Raw genomic sequence first — 16,295 nt, 5'->3', positions numbered from 1 at the left:
CGGCGCTTTGGGCGCCGCCGCCACCCGGTCCTGCGAAGATGAGCCCGTTCCCTACCCTAAACGGTACGCCGCCGCTGGTGATCGCGCACCGCGGCGCGTCAGGCTACCTCCCCGAGCACACGCTCGAGGCGTACGCGCGTGCGGCCGAGCTCGGCGCCGACTATATCGAGCCCGACCTGGTGGCGACGCGCGACGGCGTGCTGATCGCGCGTCACGAACCCAACCTGACAGACACGACCAACGTCGCCGCGTATCCCGAGTTCGCCGCGCGCAAGAAGACGGTGAAGGTCGACGGCCGCGCCGAGGAGGGCTGGTTCGCCGCCGACTTCACGCTGGCCGAGATCCGCACGCTGCGCGCGGTGCAGGCGCGCGCCGAGCGGCCGCAGGCGTTCAATGGCCGCTTCCTGATCCCGACCCTGGCCGAGATCCTCGCGCTGCGGGAAAGGCTGGCCAGGGAAACGGGACGCGAGATCGGCGTCTACCCCGAGACCAAGCACCCGAGCTGGCACGCCGAGCACGGTCTGCCGCTCGAAACCCGGCTCGTCGCGCTGCTGCAGGAATACGGGCTCGACCGGCCCGACGCGCCGGTGTTCATCCAGTCGTTCGAGACCGCGAACCTGAAGGCGCTCGGTGCGCTCACGCCGGTGAAGAAGGTGTTGCTGATCGACGGCGATACGGTGACGCCCGACGGCCGCGTCGTGTCGGGCCGGCCGTACGACTTCGTCCTGTCGGGCGATGCGCGCCGCTTCGCCGATCTGATGACGCCGGAGGGGCTCGCCGAGATCCGCCGCTTCGCCGACGCGATCGGCCCGTGGAAGGCGTATATCGTGCCGGCGTTGAAAACGTCAGCGGGAGACACCTTGCTCGCGCCGACGTCTCTCGTCGGCGACGCGCACGCCGCCGGTCTCATGGTCCACCCGTTCACCTTCCGCAACGAGGCGAGCGGGCTGGCCGCCGACTACCATGGCGATGCCCGGGCCGAATACCGCCTGTTCTATTCGCTCGGCGTCGACGGCGTGTTTTCCGACTTCTCCGACACCGCCGTCGCGGTGCGCGACGAGCTGCTCGGCGCGGCCGGGCCGCGCTGAACGCGCCGGGCGGGTGCGTCAAAAAGCTCGGCCAACCTTATGCGAGCTGGCCGAGCTTGCCGGATGCCGGCCCGCTTCAGTGGCCGGCGTGCTCGTCGGCCTTGTGCTGGCTGCCGTCGACCGCGACCTCGACCTTCAGCTTGCCGGCCTTCGCGAATTCGAGCGTCAAGGGAAAGCGCTCGCCGGCCTTCAGCGGCGAAGAGAGCTTGTTCAGCATCAGGTGGTAGCCGCCCGGCTCGAAGCGCACCGTCTTGCCGGCGTCGACCTTCACGCCGCCCGAAACCTGCCGCATGCGCATCACGCCCTGGTCGTGCACGTGTTCGTGGATCTCTGCGCGCGCGGCGCGCGGCGTGCTCGCCCCGAGCAGCGTGTCGGCGTCGCGGCCTCGGTTCTCGAGCGCGAAGTAGGCGGCGCCGGTCGCAGCCCCCGGCGCGGTGCTGCGGCTCCACGGGTGGTCGATGTGGAGGCTGCCCGCGGTGAAGTCGTGCGCGTGGGCGAACAGCGGCAGCGCGGCGAGGGCGAGGGCGGCGAGATGGGCTTTCATCGTGGCGGGGCTCCTGTCGTCGAAAGGGGGGCTTGCCTAGCTTAGCACCGGCACCGGGACGCGGTCTGCGGCAGTCTGCCGCAGCCGTCGGCAACCTGGATGGCAATCGGGGTTCGCGATGCGGTGGCCGCCGGGCGGGCCGGCGTGGATCTTGGGGCGTCCGGTTCTTCCCGCCTTGGCAGCGGCGCGGTGCGCGATGACAATGAGCGGATGCCTTCCCCCGTGTCCCCGCCGGTGGCCGCCGCCGAATACGCCCGCTTCTTCCGCGCCGACGACGTCGCGCCGCTCGAATGCCAGTCGGCGCGCTTCGTCGGCCACGTGTTCGCGCCGCACTTCCACGAAGAATACGTCGTCAACACCCTGATCGACGGCGTGCAGCGCTACCGCTACCAGGGCGATGTCCATTCGGCCGGCCGCGGCGCGCTGGTGCTGGTCAACCCGGACACGGTCCATACCGGCGAGGCCGGCACCGACCACGGCTGGGCCTACCACGGCTTCCTGCCGACGGCGTCGTTCATGCGGCGCCTCGCGGCCGACCTGTCCGGCCAGACGTCGGCCGAGCCCTTCTTCACGACGACCGCCGTGTTCGACCCCGACCTCGCCGGACGCCTGGTGCGGCTCTATGAGGTGCTGCGCCACAGCCACGACCGCCTGTTGCGCGAGTCGCTGCTGACCGCGGTGTTCGGCGACCTGATGACGCGCCATATGCAGGTGCGCGCCGTCGAGCCCGCTCCGTGCAGGGACGGCGTGGCACGCGCCCGCACGCTGCTCGCCGACCGCCTCGCCGACAACCTGACCCTGGCCGAGCTCGCTAAAGAGGCGGGCATGTCGCCCTACCACTTCAATCGTTCCTTCCACAAAGCCTACGGGCTGCCGCCGATCGCGTGGCGATTGCAGCTGCGCATCGCGCGGGCGCGCGGCCTGCTTGCGCGCGGCGTGACGCCGGCCGAGGCGGCGCTGTCGGCCGGCTTTGCCGACCAGAGCCACCTGACGCGCGCGTTCCGGCGCTCGCTCGGCGTCACCCCGGCCGCCTACCGGAAGACGCTGGCGGCGACGCGGCGCGGCTGAGCAAGATCGTTCAAGCCTTCCGCTTTCACGCCCGCTAGGCTTCGATGATCCGCCATCCGTCTGTGATCCCTCGACGCAGGCGCGGGCGATGAATCGCTTACCGGGACCCCAGACCATGAAACCCGTTTCCCCGCTGCTAGCCGGCGTGCGCGACACCGTGCCGATGCTGGTCGGCGCCGCGCCGTTCGGCCTGATCTTCGGCACGCTGGCCGTCGGCGCCGGGCTGTCGCCGGCCGCGACGCTCGCGATGTCGGCCTTCGTGTTCGCCGGTTCGTCGCAGTTCGTCGCCGTCACGCTGATCGGCGCCGGCGCCGCGTGGCCGGTGATCTGGATGACCACGCTGGTGGTCAACCTGCGCCACGCGCTCTACAGCGCCGCGCTGTTACCGTACGCGCGCTCTTGGCCGCTGTCGGCGCGGCTGCCGCTGGCGTTCTGGCTGACCGACGAGAGCTATGCGGTGGTCGAGCACCGGCTGCGCACGGGGTTGGCCGAGGGCGGCATGCCCTACGCGTTCGGTTCGTCGCTGGCGATGTACGGCAACTGGCTGCTCTTTTCCGCCGTCGGCGTGATGCTCGGCTCCGAACTGCCGGGGCTCGCCGACTGGGGGCTGGACTTCGCGATGCTGGCGACCTTCGCCGCCATCGTCGCGCCGCAGCTGAAGAGCCGGCCGTCGCTCTGTGCGGCTGCCGCAGCGAGCGCGGTCGCGCTCGCCGGCCACGGCTGGCCGTACAAGCTCGACCTGATGGCCGCCGCCGCCGCCGGCGTCGTCGCCGGGCTGTGGGCCGAGTCGCGGCAGATGCCGAAGAAAGAGGAGGCCGGGGCATGAACTCGATCCTGTGGCTGATCGCCGGCATGGCGGCGATCACCTTCCTGATCCGCGCGAGCTTCCTGGTGTTCGGCCAGAAGCTGCAGTTCCCGGCCGGCGTGAAGCGCGCGCTCTACTACGTGCCGGTGGCGGTGCTGCCGGCGCTGGTGGTGCCGATGGCGCTCTTGCCGCGCGGCGACTGGTGGCTGACGCCGGCCAATCCCTACCTGATCGGCACGCTGGTCGCGGCGGCGGTGGCGATCAGGACGAAGAAGACGCTGCTCGCGATCATGGTCAGCTTCGCGGTGTATCTGGCCTGGCGGCTGCTGTTCGTCTGAAGCGTACGCGGCGTGCCTGTAAAAAAAGCTCGGCCGGCCGAGCTTTTTTCTGTCGGGCGGCGGCCTAGACGGTGTCGAGGCCAGCGCAGCGCGCCAGCGCGTCGAAGTCGAGGCTCGCCGCGGCCCGTGCGACTTCGCGTGCGAAGTCGGCGTGCGCCGGGCTTGCGCTCTCCAGCGAGCTCGCCCAGTCCTCGATGTCGCTGATTCGCCCGTCCGCGATCAGGTCGCGCAAGATCGACAGGTGGATCGGGTCGGGCTTCAGCGGCACGGGCTCGGCTTGGGCAACGTTCAACAGCGCATCGATCATGCCGAGCAGCTGGCTCGGGTCGGCCGGCTTGAGCAGTTCGGCATCAAAATGCAGCGCGTTTGCGAGCCCGGCCGGGCGGCGCGCCGGCTCGGCCGAGTACAGCAGCGCCGGCGGCGGCGCGGGCCGTTCGTTCATCGCTGCGAGCAGGCCCCAGCCGTCGCGGTGCGGCATGCGCTGGTCGGATACCAGCACGTCCACCGCCTGCTGGCCGAGCAGCCGCAGCGCCTCGTCGCCGTCGGCCGCCTCGAGTACCTTGTGGCCGGCGCTGCGCAGCCAGTGGGCGGTCAGCGCGAGGCTCTCTGGGACGTCGTCGGCGACCAGCACGGTGTAGTGCCGCCGCGCGGCGGGCAGCGCGATGGGGCTCGCGCCACCGGCGGCGAGCAGGGCGGCCTCGTCCTGCGTTTCGAAGCTGAGGGTGAACGCGAAGCAGCTGCCCTCGCCGAGTTGGCTGATCACGGTCAGCTCGCCGCCGAGCTTGCGCACCAGCGAGCGTGCGATGACGAGGCCTAGGCCGGTGCCCTCGTGCTCGTAGGCGTTGTCGCCGCGCTCGAACGGCTGGAACAGGCGCGACAGCGTGTCCGACGACATGCCGATGCCGTTGTCGTAGAGTTCGAAGCCGAGCGTCACGCTGGTCGGGTCTTCGTCCCCCTCCAGGCGCCGGATCGCCAGCCGGATCGTGCCGTCGCGCGTGAATTTGGCCGCGTTCGAGATCAGGTTGGACAGGATCTGCCGCAGGCGCTTGAAGTCGGTGCTCAGCACCGGCGGTACTCCGGCATCGCTGTCGAGCAAGAAGCGGTTGTCGTGGCTGAGCGCCAACTGCCGCGCGTCGTCGGCGACGCCGTCGACGAACGCGTACCAGTAGCCGGGTGCCGGCCGGATGGCGACCTCGCCCAGCTCGCCGCGCGAGAAGTCGAGCAGCTCGTCGATCAGTTCGAGCTGGTGGCGCGCGTTGTCTTCGATCGCGCGCCGGCTGCGTTGGAGGTCCGCCTCGGGGTGCAGCAGCAGCCGCGCGTAGCCGATGATGGTCGACAACGGCGCGCGCAGGTCGTGGCTGATGTGCGCGAGCAGCGCGCTCTTGGCGCGGTTGGCCGTCTGGGCGCGATCGAGCGCGACGTTCAGCTCGTCGGTGCGGGTCGCGACCAATTCCTCGAGCTCCTCGCGTTCCTTTTCGCGGAAGGCGAGCAGAGACGCCGTCGCCCGGTCCTTCTGGATGCGGACGCGCCGCATCTGCTGCGTGAAGGCGGCCAGCAGCAGGAAGGTGCACAGCACGCCGGCCAGCGGCACGCCGTAGGACGAGAGCCGGTCCGGTGTGCGCAGGCCGAGGCTCTCGAGGACGCGGGTGAGGTTGCCGAGCGAGATCGTAAAGGTCGCGAGCGTGTACGCCCAACTCGTCGCCGGCCCGCGGAACAAGGTCCAGAAGCAGAACAGCGGCATGACCACCGTGATCAGCAGGCCGAGCTGGGTGCCGAGCCGCGCGCTGGCGGTATAGTCGACGAATTGCGACAGCATGATCGACACCGCCAGCCCGGCTATCAGCGCCAGCATGAACTTGTCCCAACGCGGCATTCGCGTGCGCGTCTCTAGGAATTCGCGGAAAAACAGCAGGAAGCACACGAGGGACACGTTGACGCTCAGCGAGGCCGAGTGGGTCGCCCAGCCGGTCGCCTGGGGCCACAGGAAGCGGAAACCCAGGCCGGTCATGGCCAGCTCGTAGACCACGAAGGTCAGCGCCGACACGCCGTGGAACGCATAGCCACGTTGGCCGAGCGACAGGAACAGCATCAGGCTGTACAGGCCGATCACCGTCAGCGAACCCAACTCCAGGCCGCGCACCAGAGTGCCTACCGCCTCCTCGGCGCGGAAAGCCTCCGGCGTCCACGCGCGCGGCGCCATCGACATCGCGGTGCGGCTCGCCACCCGCCACACGATCTGCCGCGTCTCGCCGGGCTCGAGCGTGACGGGGAAGACCGGGGTCGACGTGTCGAGCGGCCGCTTGGCAAAGGGCTGCAGCGTGCCGGCCTCTTCGACCCGCCAGCGGCCCGCTTCCCATTGGTAGAGCGAGACCTCTTGCAGCCGCGCCGAGCCAGCCTCGATCCAGACCGTGAGCGGATGGGGGGCGGGGTTGGAGAGGCGGGCGCGCAGCCAGAACGCCGAGCGGGAGAAGCCGGGGGTCAGTTGCACCGGCGTCGCCGGCGCGAAGCGCCCATGCGCGAGTACCTCGGCCAACGTCGCCCCGCGGCCCGGGTCCTCCATCCGTTCGACGAAGGGCTGCAGCGCTTGGCCGCTCTCATTGCCTGTCAGCACGAACGGCATCGCGGCGTGGGCGACAAGGCTCCAACCGAGGCACAGGCAGAACGCCAGCCAGCGGCCATAGAGGGTTGGGAACACGGTTCAGGCCTCGACGGGGCGGCCGGCGCGGACCGACCTGCGGTAGGCGGTCGGCGTCAGGCCGAAGCGTTCACGGAACGCGGTCGCGAAATTGCCCGCGTTCTGGAAGGCCAGCTGGTCGGCGACGTCCTGGATGCTGGCGTCGCTCTCGGCCAGCCACTGCCGCGCGGTGCGCAGCCGCTCCTCGCGCAGGTAGGCGAACACCGTCAGCCCGGTGCGTTCGCGGAACACCGCCGAAAGTTTCTTCTCGTAGCTGCCTAGCTGGGTGGCGATCTCCTCGACCGTCAGCGGCTCGGAGAGCCGGCCGCGGATCAGCGCGATGCCGGCCTGCAGCAGCACCTCGTCGGGATCGAGCGGCTCGGCTGCGTCTGTCTGGCTTTCCGCCGGCCGCCCTGCCAGCTGCAGGTGGATGCGCACGCGGGCCAGCACTTCTTCAGCCAGGAAGGGCTTGGTCACGTAGTCGACGCCGCCGATCGACAGCCCGGTCAAGCGCTCCTCGGGCGCGTTGGCCGCCGACAGGAACACCACCGGGATGTCGCGCGTCTTCGGGTCGGCCTTCAAGAGCCGGCAGGCGGCGAAGCCGTCGGCCTTCGGCATGCGCACGTCCATCAGGATCAGGTCGGGGCGCAGCGTCTGCGCGCGCTGGTAGCCCTGCTGGCCGTCGAACGCGATCGACAGCCGGAAGCGGTGCGCGTCGAGCAGGGCCTTCAAGAGGCGCAGCTCGTCGAGCGAGTCGTCGACGATCAAGAGGTGGGGCGTCCCGTTTTGGCCATTGGCATTAAACATACGTTTTGCAATGTATTTTTATTTGATTAACGATTTTACCGACTTGTGGCGGGGTTACCTATTTTCCATAGGGTTTAACGCCTGAGAAGGGCCCGTATGTGACGGGTCTTGACCACTCGTCCCATCCACTCCCGTCTTTCCGCCCCTCTTTTCCTTTTCGCAAAGAACCCGTCCGGCTTTCCAAATTCGAGCCATTTGTCATCCCGTTAGCATCTGCCCCTGACTCGGGAGGTGCGACCCGCGCTGGCGGGTTTGCCGGAGTGCCGCGCGCCGATTCCCGGATGTTCGATTTGCAAAAACTAGGGGGTAGAAGGTGAAAAGAACCGATTTGACGTATCAGCTCACCAAGGTGGGCGGCAAGATGACTTCGGTCGCGGTATGCGCGCTGACGGGGGCGGTGCTGTTCGGCGCGTCCGGGGCGGCGCTGGCGGTGCCGGTGGTGTACTTCCAGACCCTTGCCGGCGGCCGGACCTACTTCGACAACACGGTCAGCCAGTATGCACAGGGCGGCACGCCGAACCTAATCTCGACGAGCCTGTCGGGATTGAGTGCAGGGACGAACTGGAATGCGAACGGGATCAGCATCACGCCAAGCAACGGCGCCAGCCGTACGGTCGACGACACCTACCTGTCGAACGCGCCCAGCCTGGCCGGTTCGCCGACCGGCCAGGGCATCAACATGAGCGCCGTGTCGGGGGCGGGGGCCATCGGCTCGGGGCTGACTTTCAATTTTGGCAGCCAGTTCAACGCGTTCGGCATCGAAATGGGCGACTGGGGAACCTGCTGCTACAACTCGTCGCTGTACATCCAGTTCGGCAACAATGGCACCTGGGATACGGCCCAGTTGATCGGCACGGCCACTCAGATGTCCGACGTGCCCGAATCGAGCGGCGGTAGGACCTTCACCTTTATCGGCGCGATCAACGACACCAACTTCTTCGACCAGGTCCGTATCTACGGCGACGGCAACGGCGATGTCTTGTACGCCGGCGGCACGTTGCGCTCGGCCTCCGTCGAACTCAACTCGGTGCCGGGCAACGCCGGTTCGTCGACCCAGCAGCCGGCCGCGACCGACATCGACACCGCGCAGTCGCATTATCTCGCCAGCAAGCTGGGCAGCACCGTCAACCCGGCGTTCGAGGGCGGCACGCTGCAGATCGACAGCGCCAGCCCGACGATCAGCAATGACTTCACCGTCGCCAATAGCGGCGGCACCATCGACGCCAACGGCAATTCGGCGACCTTCAGCGGCGTGATCGCCGACAAGAGCGGCGCCTCGGGCCGTCTGACCTTCACCGGCTCGGGGACCACCACCCTAAGCGGCGCCAATACCTATAGCGGCGGCACCACGATCGGCGGCGGCGCGACCGTGAAAGTGGCGGCCGATTCGGCGCTGGGCGCCGCCAGCGGCGGCCTGACGCTTGACAACGGCACGCTGGCGAGCACGGCGACCCACAGCTCGGCGCGCAATATCGCGCTGGCCGGCAACGGTACGCTCGACGTGGCCGCGTCGACCACGCTGACCGAGAACGGCGTGATTTCGGGCGGCGGCGCTCTGAGCAAGACCGGCAGCGGCACGCTGGTGCTCGGCGGCAGCAATGCCAACAGCGGTGCCACCAACGTGAACAGCGGCACGCTCGAGGCCGGCAAGGCCGGCGCGCTGTCGTCGGCTTCGGCCACGACGGTCGCGTCGGGCGCGACGCTGGACCTGAACAGTTACGACCAGACCGTCGGCTCGCTGGCCGGCGCCGGCCACGTGACGCTAGGCTCGGCCAACCTCAACGCGGGCGGCGACAACAGCAGCACCACCTTCTCGGGCGACATCGGCGGCAGCGGCGGCCTGAACAAGACCGGCAGCGGCACGCTGACGCTGTCCGGCGACAACGGCTACACCGGCTCGACCTCCATCGGTAGCGGCGCGACGCTGGCGCTGGCGGGCAGCGGCGACATCGCCGAGTCGAGCGGCGTGGCGAACAACGGCAGCTTCAACATCGCGGCCACCAACAGCGGTGCGACCATCAAGACCTTGTCCGGCAACGGCAACGTGCAACTCGGCGGCAAGACGCTGACGCTGAGCAACGCCAACAGCACCTTCGTCGCCGGCGAAGGCAGCGATGTCGAGGCCAGCGGCGGCTTTGCCGGCGCGATTCACGGCAGCGGCGGCGTCACCGTGGCCGGCGGCACCGAGATCCTGTCCGGCGACAACGACTACACCGGCGCGACCACCGTCGACAATGGCGCGACGCTGGCACTGGCCGGCGACGGCAACATCGCCGCATCGAGCGGCCTGGCCAATAACGGCACTTTCGACATCGCCAATACCCACAACGGCACGACTATTGAGACGCTGTCCGGCAACGGCGCGGTGCAACTGGGCGGCAAGACGCTGACGCTGAGCCAGGCCAGCGGCAACTTCGCCGGCGGCATCCACGGCACGGGCGGGCTGACGGTAGTCGGCGGCACCCAGACCCTGAGTGGCAGCAGCGATTACAGCGGCGGCACCACGATCAGCGGCGGCGCGACGGTCAAAGTGGCGGCCGACGCGGCGCTGGGCGCCGCCGATGGCGGCCTGACGCTGAACAACGGCACGCTGGCGACCACCGCGACCCACGATTCGGCGCGCGCTATCGCGTTGACCGGCAACGGTACCTTCGACGTGGCCAATGCCACCACGCTGACCGAGAACGGCACGATTTCGGGAGCCGGGGGCTTGACCAAAGAAGGGCAAGGCACGCTGGTGCTGTGCGGCAGCGATTACACCGGCTCCACCACGGTGAACGCCGGTACGCTCAAGGCCTGCAAGGCCGATGCGCTGGCTAAGGATTCGGCCGTCACCGTGGCGGAGAGCGCGACGCTGGACCTTGACGGCCACGACCAGACCATCGGCTCGCTGGCCGGCGCCGGCGACGTGGCGCTGGGCTCGGCCAAGCTCACGACCGGCGCAGACAACGGCAGCACCACCTTCTCGGGCGACATCGCCGGCACCGGCGGGCTGAGCAAGACCGGCAGCGGCACGCTGACCTTGTCCGGCGACAACGGCTACAGCGGCGCCACCCACGTGGACGGCGGCACGCTCAAGGCCGGCAAGGCGGGTGCGCTGCCGCAGGATTCGGCCGTCACCGTCGCGTCGGGCGCGACGCTGGACCTTGACGGCTTCGACCAGAGCATCGGCTCGCTGGCCGGCGCCGGCAACGTTGCGCTGGGCTCGGCCAACCTTAACACCGGCGGCGACAACGGCAGCAGCACCTTCTCGGGCGACATCGGCGGGACCGGCGGCCTGAGCAAGACCGGCAGCGGCACGCTGACCTTGTCAGGGGTCAATAACTACAGCGGCGGCACGGCCATCAACGGCGGCGTGGTGCAGATCGCGTCCAACGGTGCATTGGGTGCGGCGAGCGGCGGGCTGAGCCTGAACAACGGCACGCTCAAGGTCGCCGAGAGCTTCTCCACCGCGCGCGACATCGCGCTGGCCGGCGAGGGCAGGCTGGACGTCGCGACAGGCAAGGCGCTGAGCAGTACCGGCACGGTTTCCGGCAACGGGCCGCTGATCAAGAACGGCGCGGGTACGCTGACGCTGGATGGCGAGAACACCTACCACGGCGGCACCGTCGTCAACGACGGGATCCTGCAGGTCGCTTCCGACGCGGCGCTCGGCGATGCATCCGGTGACATCACCCTCAACGGCGGCACACTGCAGACCACGGCGAACATGGGCACCGACCGCAAGATCACCCTGCTGTCGAACAGCCAGCTGCTGACCGACGCCGGCACCACCTTCACCCAGAACGGCGGCATCGACGGCAGCGGCCGACTGTTTAAGGCCGGTACCGGCACGCTGGTGCTGACCGGCACCAACACCTACAGCGGCGGCACCACCATCAACGGCGGCGACGTGCAGGTGGCCGACGGTTCGTCGCTCGGAACCGGCACCGTGCTGCTGAACGGCGGTACGCTGCACACCACGGAGACGCTCGCGGCCAACCAGCAGGTGCTGGTCTCGGGCAATTCGCAGGCCAGGGTCGACGCGGGCACCACCGCCCTGCTGTCCGGCACCATCAGCGACGGCGGCAGCAGCGGCTGCTTCAACAAGACCGGCTCCGGCACGCTGAACATGACCGGCAGCGCGACCCTGAACAACGGGACCTGCGTCCAGGACGGCATGCTGCGCGCCAACGGTGCCCTCAACAGCTGGGTGCTGGTGTACGCGGCCGGCACGCTGCGCGGTACCGGTCAGATCAACGGCGACATGACCGTGAACGGTACGCTGGCACCGGGCAACTCGCCGGGCCTCCTGACCCAGAGCGGCACCACCACGATGCTCGCCGGCAGCACCTTCCAGGAGGACATCGACGGGACGACCATCGGCAACGGCGCGGGCCACTACTCGCACCTCGAGATCACCGGCGGCCAGTTCATCATCAACGACAACGTCACGCTGGCACCGCAGCTGCGCGGCATCACCGGCAGCGCGAACAACACCTTCACGCCGTCGGTGGGCGACCTGTTCCGCATCGTCACCGCCGACGGCGGCGTCGTCGGCCGTTTCGATACGCTGACCCAGCCGGCGAGCGGCCTGGCTGCGGATACCCGCTTCACCGCCTTCTACAATATGCGCGGCAGCAACAGCGTGGACCTGGCGCTGACGCCGACGTCCTACGCCGCTTATCTGCGCAACGGCAGGGGCAACGTCAATGCCCAGTCGGCCGGCGGGGTGCTCGACAAGCTGCTCACGCATCAGGACGACGGCAGCGCCACGGCAACGCAGAGCGAACTGCTGTATGCGGTGGCGGGCGTCAGCGGCGGCGCGATGCCGGATCTGGCCCGTAGGCTGTCCGGCGAAGTCCACGGTGCGCTCGCGGCGGCCGCGCCGCAGGCGGGTCGTGCCTTGCAAAACCAGGTGGCCGGACGTCTCGGTTCGACCGCGGCGATCGGCAACGACCTCAGCGCCGAACAGGATCTGTGGCTCGACGTCTCGACCAGTCGCGGCGACTTCGACGCCGACGAATACGCGTCCGGTTATCGCACCAAGCGTGACCAGTACACGCTCGGTCGCGACCTGTACGGCAACGGCGCGACGAAGAGCCGTCTCGGCGCAGGCGTCTCGTATGCGCGCAACCATGTGACGGCCGACGCGGGCTCCGGTTCGGTCGACGCTACGATGGCCTTCGTCTACGGCCAGGTCGGCGCCGGCGACTTCATCGTCGACGGCATCGCGGCCTACGGCTATAGCCGTTGGAAGACGCAGCGTAGCGATCCGCTGCAGCAGGCCGGCGTCTTCGAGACGGCCGCCAACGGCAAGGAGGCACTGCTCGGTGTCGGCGTGCGTCTGCCGCTCGAGGCCGGCGGGATGTCGCTCGAACCGTTCGCCCGCGCGCTGTGGCAACAGTCCAGGCGCGACGGCGCAGGCGAGGGCACGGCGTCCGCGGCCGCACTGTCGCTGCAGGACTACTCGGCCAACGGCTCCCGTGTGCTGGCTGGCCTGTCGGGCGGCTCGCCGGTCAAGGACCCGCTGGCGGATTCCTTCACCTACCAGTTCAGCGTCGCGGTGGGGCGTGATATCGGCGATGAGGGCCAGCCGGCCGTCCAGGCGCGTCTGGCGGGCGAGCGCCTCACGGTGGTCGCGCCGCGCAGCGGCCGCGATTTCGTGCAGGCGTCGCTGAACGGGACGGTACAGCTTGATCGGCGCTCCTACGCCTACTTCGGCCTGAACGGCGAGGTGGGGTCGGGCCGCAGCGAGTTCGGTGCGACGGCGGGGCTGCGCATCCGTTTCTGATGCACATAAGGAACGCCTGACAGGCGTTCCCATTCTGACAAGGCCGGCTCTCGCCGGCCTTTTTGTCTGGCCGGCATAGGCATGAAAAAAGCTCGGCCTGGCCGAGCTTTTATGTTTGGCGGTCAGCTCAGCGCCGCTGGCTGCCTATGCTCATCAGCATGCCCATCGCGATCAGGATGGTCAGCGTCGCGGTGCCGCCGTAGGACACGAGCGGCAACGGCACGCCGACCACCGGCAGGATGCCGGACACCATGCCCATGTTGACGAAGGCGTAGGTGAAGAAGGTCAGCGTCAGCGCGCCGCCGATCAGCCGGCCGTACAGCGTTGGCGCGCGCGCGGTGATCATCAGGCCGCGGCTGATGACGAGAAGATAAAGGACCAACAGCACGATGTTGCCGACCAGGCCGAATTCTTCCGAGTACACGGCGAAGATGAAGTCGGTGGTGCGCTCGGGGATGTAGTCGAGGTGGGTCTGCGTGCCGTTCAGCCAGCCCTTGCCCCACGGCCCGCCCGAGCCGATCGCGATCATCGACTGGATGATGTGGTAGCCATCGCCGAGCGGGTCCTGAGTCGGGTCGATCAAGGTCAGCACGCGGCGGCGCTGGTAGTCGTGCATCAGGTTCCACACGATGGGCAGGCTGGCGGCGAACAGGCCGATGCCGCCGAAGATCAGCTTCCACGACAGGCCAGCGAAGAACAGCACGAAGAAGCCCGACGCCATGATCAGCGTCGCGGTGCCGAGGTCGGGCTGCTTGAGGATCAGCGCGCCGGGCGCCGCGATCAGCGTCGCGGCGACGAGGTAGTGCCACCAGCGCAGGTTCAGTTCGTTCTTCTGGAAGTACCACGCGAGCATCATCGGCAGCGCGATCTTCATGATTTCCGACGGCTGGATGCGCGTCACGCCGATATTCAGCCAGCGCTGCGAGCCGTTGACGATGACGCCGAACAGGTCGACGCCGATCAACAGCAACACGCCGACGACGTAGATCGGCGGCGCGAAGTTCATCACCGTCTGCGGGCGCACGTAGGCGAGCCCCCACATCACGACCAGACCGAGCGCGGTGTAGACGAACTTGTCGTCTAGCCGGTAGAACGACTGGTTCGACGCCGAATACAGCACGAACAGGCTCAACAGATAGATGAGTCCGAGGAACAGCATCAGCGGGCCGTCGAGCGGCCCCTTGACGAAGCCCCAGAGGCGTTTAAGGAGATGGGGCTGCATTTGCGCTCTCCTGTTCGGCGGCGGCGCGCGCGGCCTGGGCCTGCGAGGCTTCGGTGGCGCTGACGACCTCGGTCCTGACCGTCCTGAGCGATCCGGCGAGGTCGGCCGGCACCTTGCCGCTCAGGTAGAAGTCGAACAGCGCGCGGGTGATCGGCGCGGCGGCGGCGGCGCCGAAGCCGGCGTTCTCTACGATGACGGCGATCGCGATCTTGGGTTTTTCGACCGGCGCGAACGCGATGAACCACGAGTGGTCGCGGAAGCGTTCGGCGGTCGCGGCGGCGCTGTACTTGGCGCCCTGCTTGATCTGCACCACCTGCGCGGTGCCGGTCTTGCCGGCCATCGTGTACGGCAGGTTCTGGCCGATGCGCCACGCGGTGCCGCCCGGCTTGAGCACGTTCTCCATGCCGCGCTTCACGTATTCGAAATTGTCGTGCTTGAACGCCAGCGTGCGCTGCGCGTCAGGTTCGATCGCGCGCGACTTGCCGGACTTGGCGTCTGCCACCTCGCGCACCAGGTGCGGCTTGAACACGACGCCGTCGTTGGCCATGACCGCGGTCGCCTGGGCCATCTGCAGCGGCGTGTACGCGTTGAAGCCCTGGCCGATGCCGATGCTGACCACGTCGGCCGGGTACCAGCGGCGCACGTTCTCCGGGTGCTTGGCGAAGCGCTTCGCCTTCCATTCCTTCGACGGCAGCACGCCGATCGCCTCGCCGTCGAGGTCGATGCCGGTCCTTTTGCCGAGGCCGAACTCGGCCAGGTACGGGTGGATCTTGTCGATGCCCATGTCCCACGCGAGCTTGTAGAAGAAGGTGTCGCTCGACACCTGGATCGCGCGCGCGAGGTTGGCCGAGCCGTTGCCGGCCGGTTTGGAGTCGCGGAAGCGGTGGCTGGAGCCGGGCAGCGTGAAGAAGCCGGGCGCCGGGCGGACGGCGGTCTGCGTGATCGAGCCCGACTCGAGCGCCGCCATCGCCATGAACGGTTTGAAGGTCGAGCCCGGCGGGTAGACGCCGCGCAGCGCGCGGTTGACCAGCGGTTTTTCCCAGTCCTCGTTCAGCGCCTTCCACGTCGCGGTGTCGATGCCGTCGATGAACAGCGCCGGGTCGAAGCCAGGCTTGGACAGGAAGGCGAGCACGCCGCCGGTCTGCGGGTCGATCGCGACCAGCGCGCCGCGTCGCGCGCCGAACAGATTGTCGGCCAGCTCCTGCAACCGGATGTCGAGCGCCAGTTTCAGATTGTTGCCGTGCGTCGGCGGCGTGCGGCGCAAGCTACGGATCGCGCGGCCGCCGGCGTCGGTCTCCATCTCCTCGAAGCCCGCCGTGCCGTGCAGCTCGTCCTCGTAGACCTTCTCGAGGCCGAGCTTGCCGATGTAGTTGCCGCCGCGGTAGTTGGCGGTCTTGCCCTCTTCCTCGAGCTTTTCCTGGTCCTTCTGGTTGATGCGGCCGATGTAGCCGATCACGTGGCTGGTCAGCTCGCGGTACGGGTAGTCGCGGAACAGGCGCGCCTTGACCTCGACGCCGGGGAAGCGCCACGCGTGGGCGGCGACGCGAGCGGTCTCCTCCTCGGTGAGCTTCATCTTCAGCGGCACCGGCTCGAATTCCTTACTCTCCGACAGGAATTTCTTGAAGCGCTTGGTATCGCGCGGCGTGATCTCGACGATCTTGGCCAGCTCGGCGACGGTCGCATCGAGGCCGTTGGTCTTGGACGGCGTGACCTCGAGCGTGTACGCCGAGTAGTTCTGCGCGAGCACGACGCCGTTGCGGTCGAGGATCAGCCCGCGGTTGGGCAGGATCGGCACCAGCGAGATGCGGTTGTTCTGCGCGAGCGTCGAGAAGTGGTCGTACTGCAGCACCTGCAGCCACACGAAGCGCGCCGCGAGCAGCAGGAACATCAGGATCATGAAGCCGTAGGCGACGACCAGCCGCAGTTGCAGCTGGTTTTCTTCGGCCTGGGCGTTCTTGAAGCGGGTCGGGCGCATG

Annotated in this window: 10 protein-coding genes; 5 read left to right on the top strand and 5 right to left on the bottom strand. The window is 68.5% G+C overall.

Annotated elements, in window-relative coordinates; all coding sequences use genetic code 11:
* Nucleotides 1-38: 38 nt before the first annotated feature.
* Nucleotides 39-1,088 (top strand): glycerophosphodiester phosphodiesterase, encoded by a 1,050-nt coding sequence (locus tag DWG20_RS04605; protein ID WP_115432704.1) that lies wholly within the window; start codon nucleotides 39-41, stop codon nucleotides 1,086-1,088.
* A gap of 76 nt (nucleotides 1,089-1,164) precedes the next feature.
* Here the strand turns inward: DWG20_RS04605 and DWG20_RS04600 are convergent, their stop codons facing one another.
* On the bottom strand, nucleotides 1,165-1,632 hold the full coding sequence (locus DWG20_RS04600) for a copper chaperone PCu(A)C (protein WP_115432703.1): 468 nt from the start codon (nucleotides 1,630-1,632) through the stop codon (nucleotides 1,165-1,167).
* Between the two features lie 222 nt (nucleotides 1,633-1,854).
* Between DWG20_RS04600 and DWG20_RS04595 the strand changes: the two genes are divergently transcribed.
* From DWG20_RS04595 to DWG20_RS04585, 3 genes are all read left to right on the top strand, one after another.
* Nucleotides 1,855-2,700 (top strand): AraC family transcriptional regulator, encoded by an 846-nt coding sequence (locus tag DWG20_RS04595; RefSeq protein WP_245944768.1) that lies wholly within the window; start codon nucleotides 1,855-1,857, stop codon nucleotides 2,698-2,700.
* A 115-nt stretch (nucleotides 2,701-2,815) separates the two neighbouring features.
* Nucleotides 2,816-3,526 carry an AzlC family ABC transporter permease gene (locus DWG20_RS04590; protein WP_115432701.1) on the top strand — a complete coding sequence of 237 codons (711 nt, stop codon included), beginning with the start codon at nucleotides 2,816-2,818 and terminating at the stop codon, nucleotides 3,524-3,526.
* On the top strand, nucleotides 3,523-3,843 hold the full coding sequence (locus DWG20_RS04585) for an AzlD domain-containing protein (protein ID WP_115432700.1): 321 nt from the start codon (nucleotides 3,523-3,525) through the stop codon (nucleotides 3,841-3,843). Before DWG20_RS04590 ends, DWG20_RS04585 begins: the two co-directional genes overlap by 4 nt.
* 64 nt (nucleotides 3,844-3,907) lie before the next feature.
* Here DWG20_RS04585 and DWG20_RS04580 read toward each other — a convergent pair whose 3' ends face one another.
* Complete coding sequence (locus DWG20_RS04580) at nucleotides 3,908-6,538, bottom strand: hybrid sensor histidine kinase/response regulator (RefSeq protein ID WP_147289914.1); 2,631 nt, start codon at nucleotides 6,536-6,538, stop codon at nucleotides 3,908-3,910.
* A gap of 3 nt (nucleotides 6,539-6,541) precedes the next feature.
* Entirely contained in the window at nucleotides 6,542-7,324 is a 783-nt protein-coding gene (locus DWG20_RS04575; protein WP_115432698.1) for a response regulator transcription factor, read from the bottom strand.
* 313 nt (nucleotides 7,325-7,637) lie between these two features.
* Here DWG20_RS04575 and DWG20_RS04570 point away from each other — a divergent pair, with 313 nt between their 5' ends.
* A complete protein-coding gene (locus DWG20_RS04570) occupies nucleotides 7,638-13,097 on the top strand; it encodes an autotransporter-associated beta strand repeat-containing protein (RefSeq protein WP_147289913.1) in 5,460 nt (1,819 codons plus the stop codon).
* 127 nt (nucleotides 13,098-13,224) lie between these two features.
* On the opposite strand, the gene rodA is transcribed toward DWG20_RS04570, so the two are convergent.
* Entirely contained in the window at nucleotides 13,225-14,319 is a 1,095-nt protein-coding gene (rodA, locus tag DWG20_RS04565) for a rod shape-determining protein RodA (protein ID WP_115432696.1), read from the bottom strand.
* Nucleotides 14,300-16,294, bottom strand: coding sequence for a penicillin-binding protein 2 (gene mrdA / locus DWG20_RS04560; RefSeq protein ID WP_115432695.1), 1,995 nt, complete (start codon nucleotides 16,292-16,294; stop codon nucleotides 14,300-14,302). The genes rodA and mrdA overlap by 20 nt, the downstream gene beginning before the upstream one ends.
* Nucleotide 16,295 lies beyond the last annotated feature (1 nt).

The sequence above is a fragment of the Crenobacter cavernae genome, from assembly GCF_003355495.1.
GTDB lineage: Bacteria > Pseudomonadota > Gammaproteobacteria > Burkholderiales > Chromobacteriaceae > Crenobacter > Crenobacter cavernae.
Note: the sequence above shows the minus strand (reverse complement) of the source record. Positions and strands in the feature narration are given on the sequence as shown.

Bases quoted from the DNA above. Each gene is read 5' to 3' on its own strand.
- DWG20_RS04605 (WP_115432704.1), top strand. From the start codon at position 39: ATGAGCCCGTTCCCTACCCTAAACGGTACGCCGCCGCTGGTGATCGCG.
- DWG20_RS04600 (WP_115432703.1), bottom strand. From the start codon at position 1,632: ATGAAAGCCCATCTCGCCGCCCTCGCCCTCGCCGCGCTGCCGCTGTTC.
- DWG20_RS04590 (WP_115432701.1), top strand. From the start codon at position 2,816: ATGAAACCCGTTTCCCCGCTGCTAGCCGGCGTGCGCGACACCGTGCCG.
- DWG20_RS04585 (WP_115432700.1), top strand. From the start codon at position 3,523: ATGAACTCGATCCTGTGGCTGATCGCCGGCATGGCGGCGATCACCTTC.
- DWG20_RS04575 (WP_115432698.1), bottom strand. From the start codon at position 7,324: ATGTTTAATGCCAATGGCCAAAACGGGACGCCCCACCTCTTGATCGTC.
- rodA (WP_115432696.1), bottom strand. From the start codon at position 14,319: ATGCAGCCCCATCTCCTTAAACGCCTCTGGGGCTTCGTCAAGGGGCCG.
- mrdA (WP_115432695.1), bottom strand. From the start codon at position 16,294: ATGCGCCCGACCCGCTTCAAGAACGCCCAGGCCGAAGAAAACCAGCTG.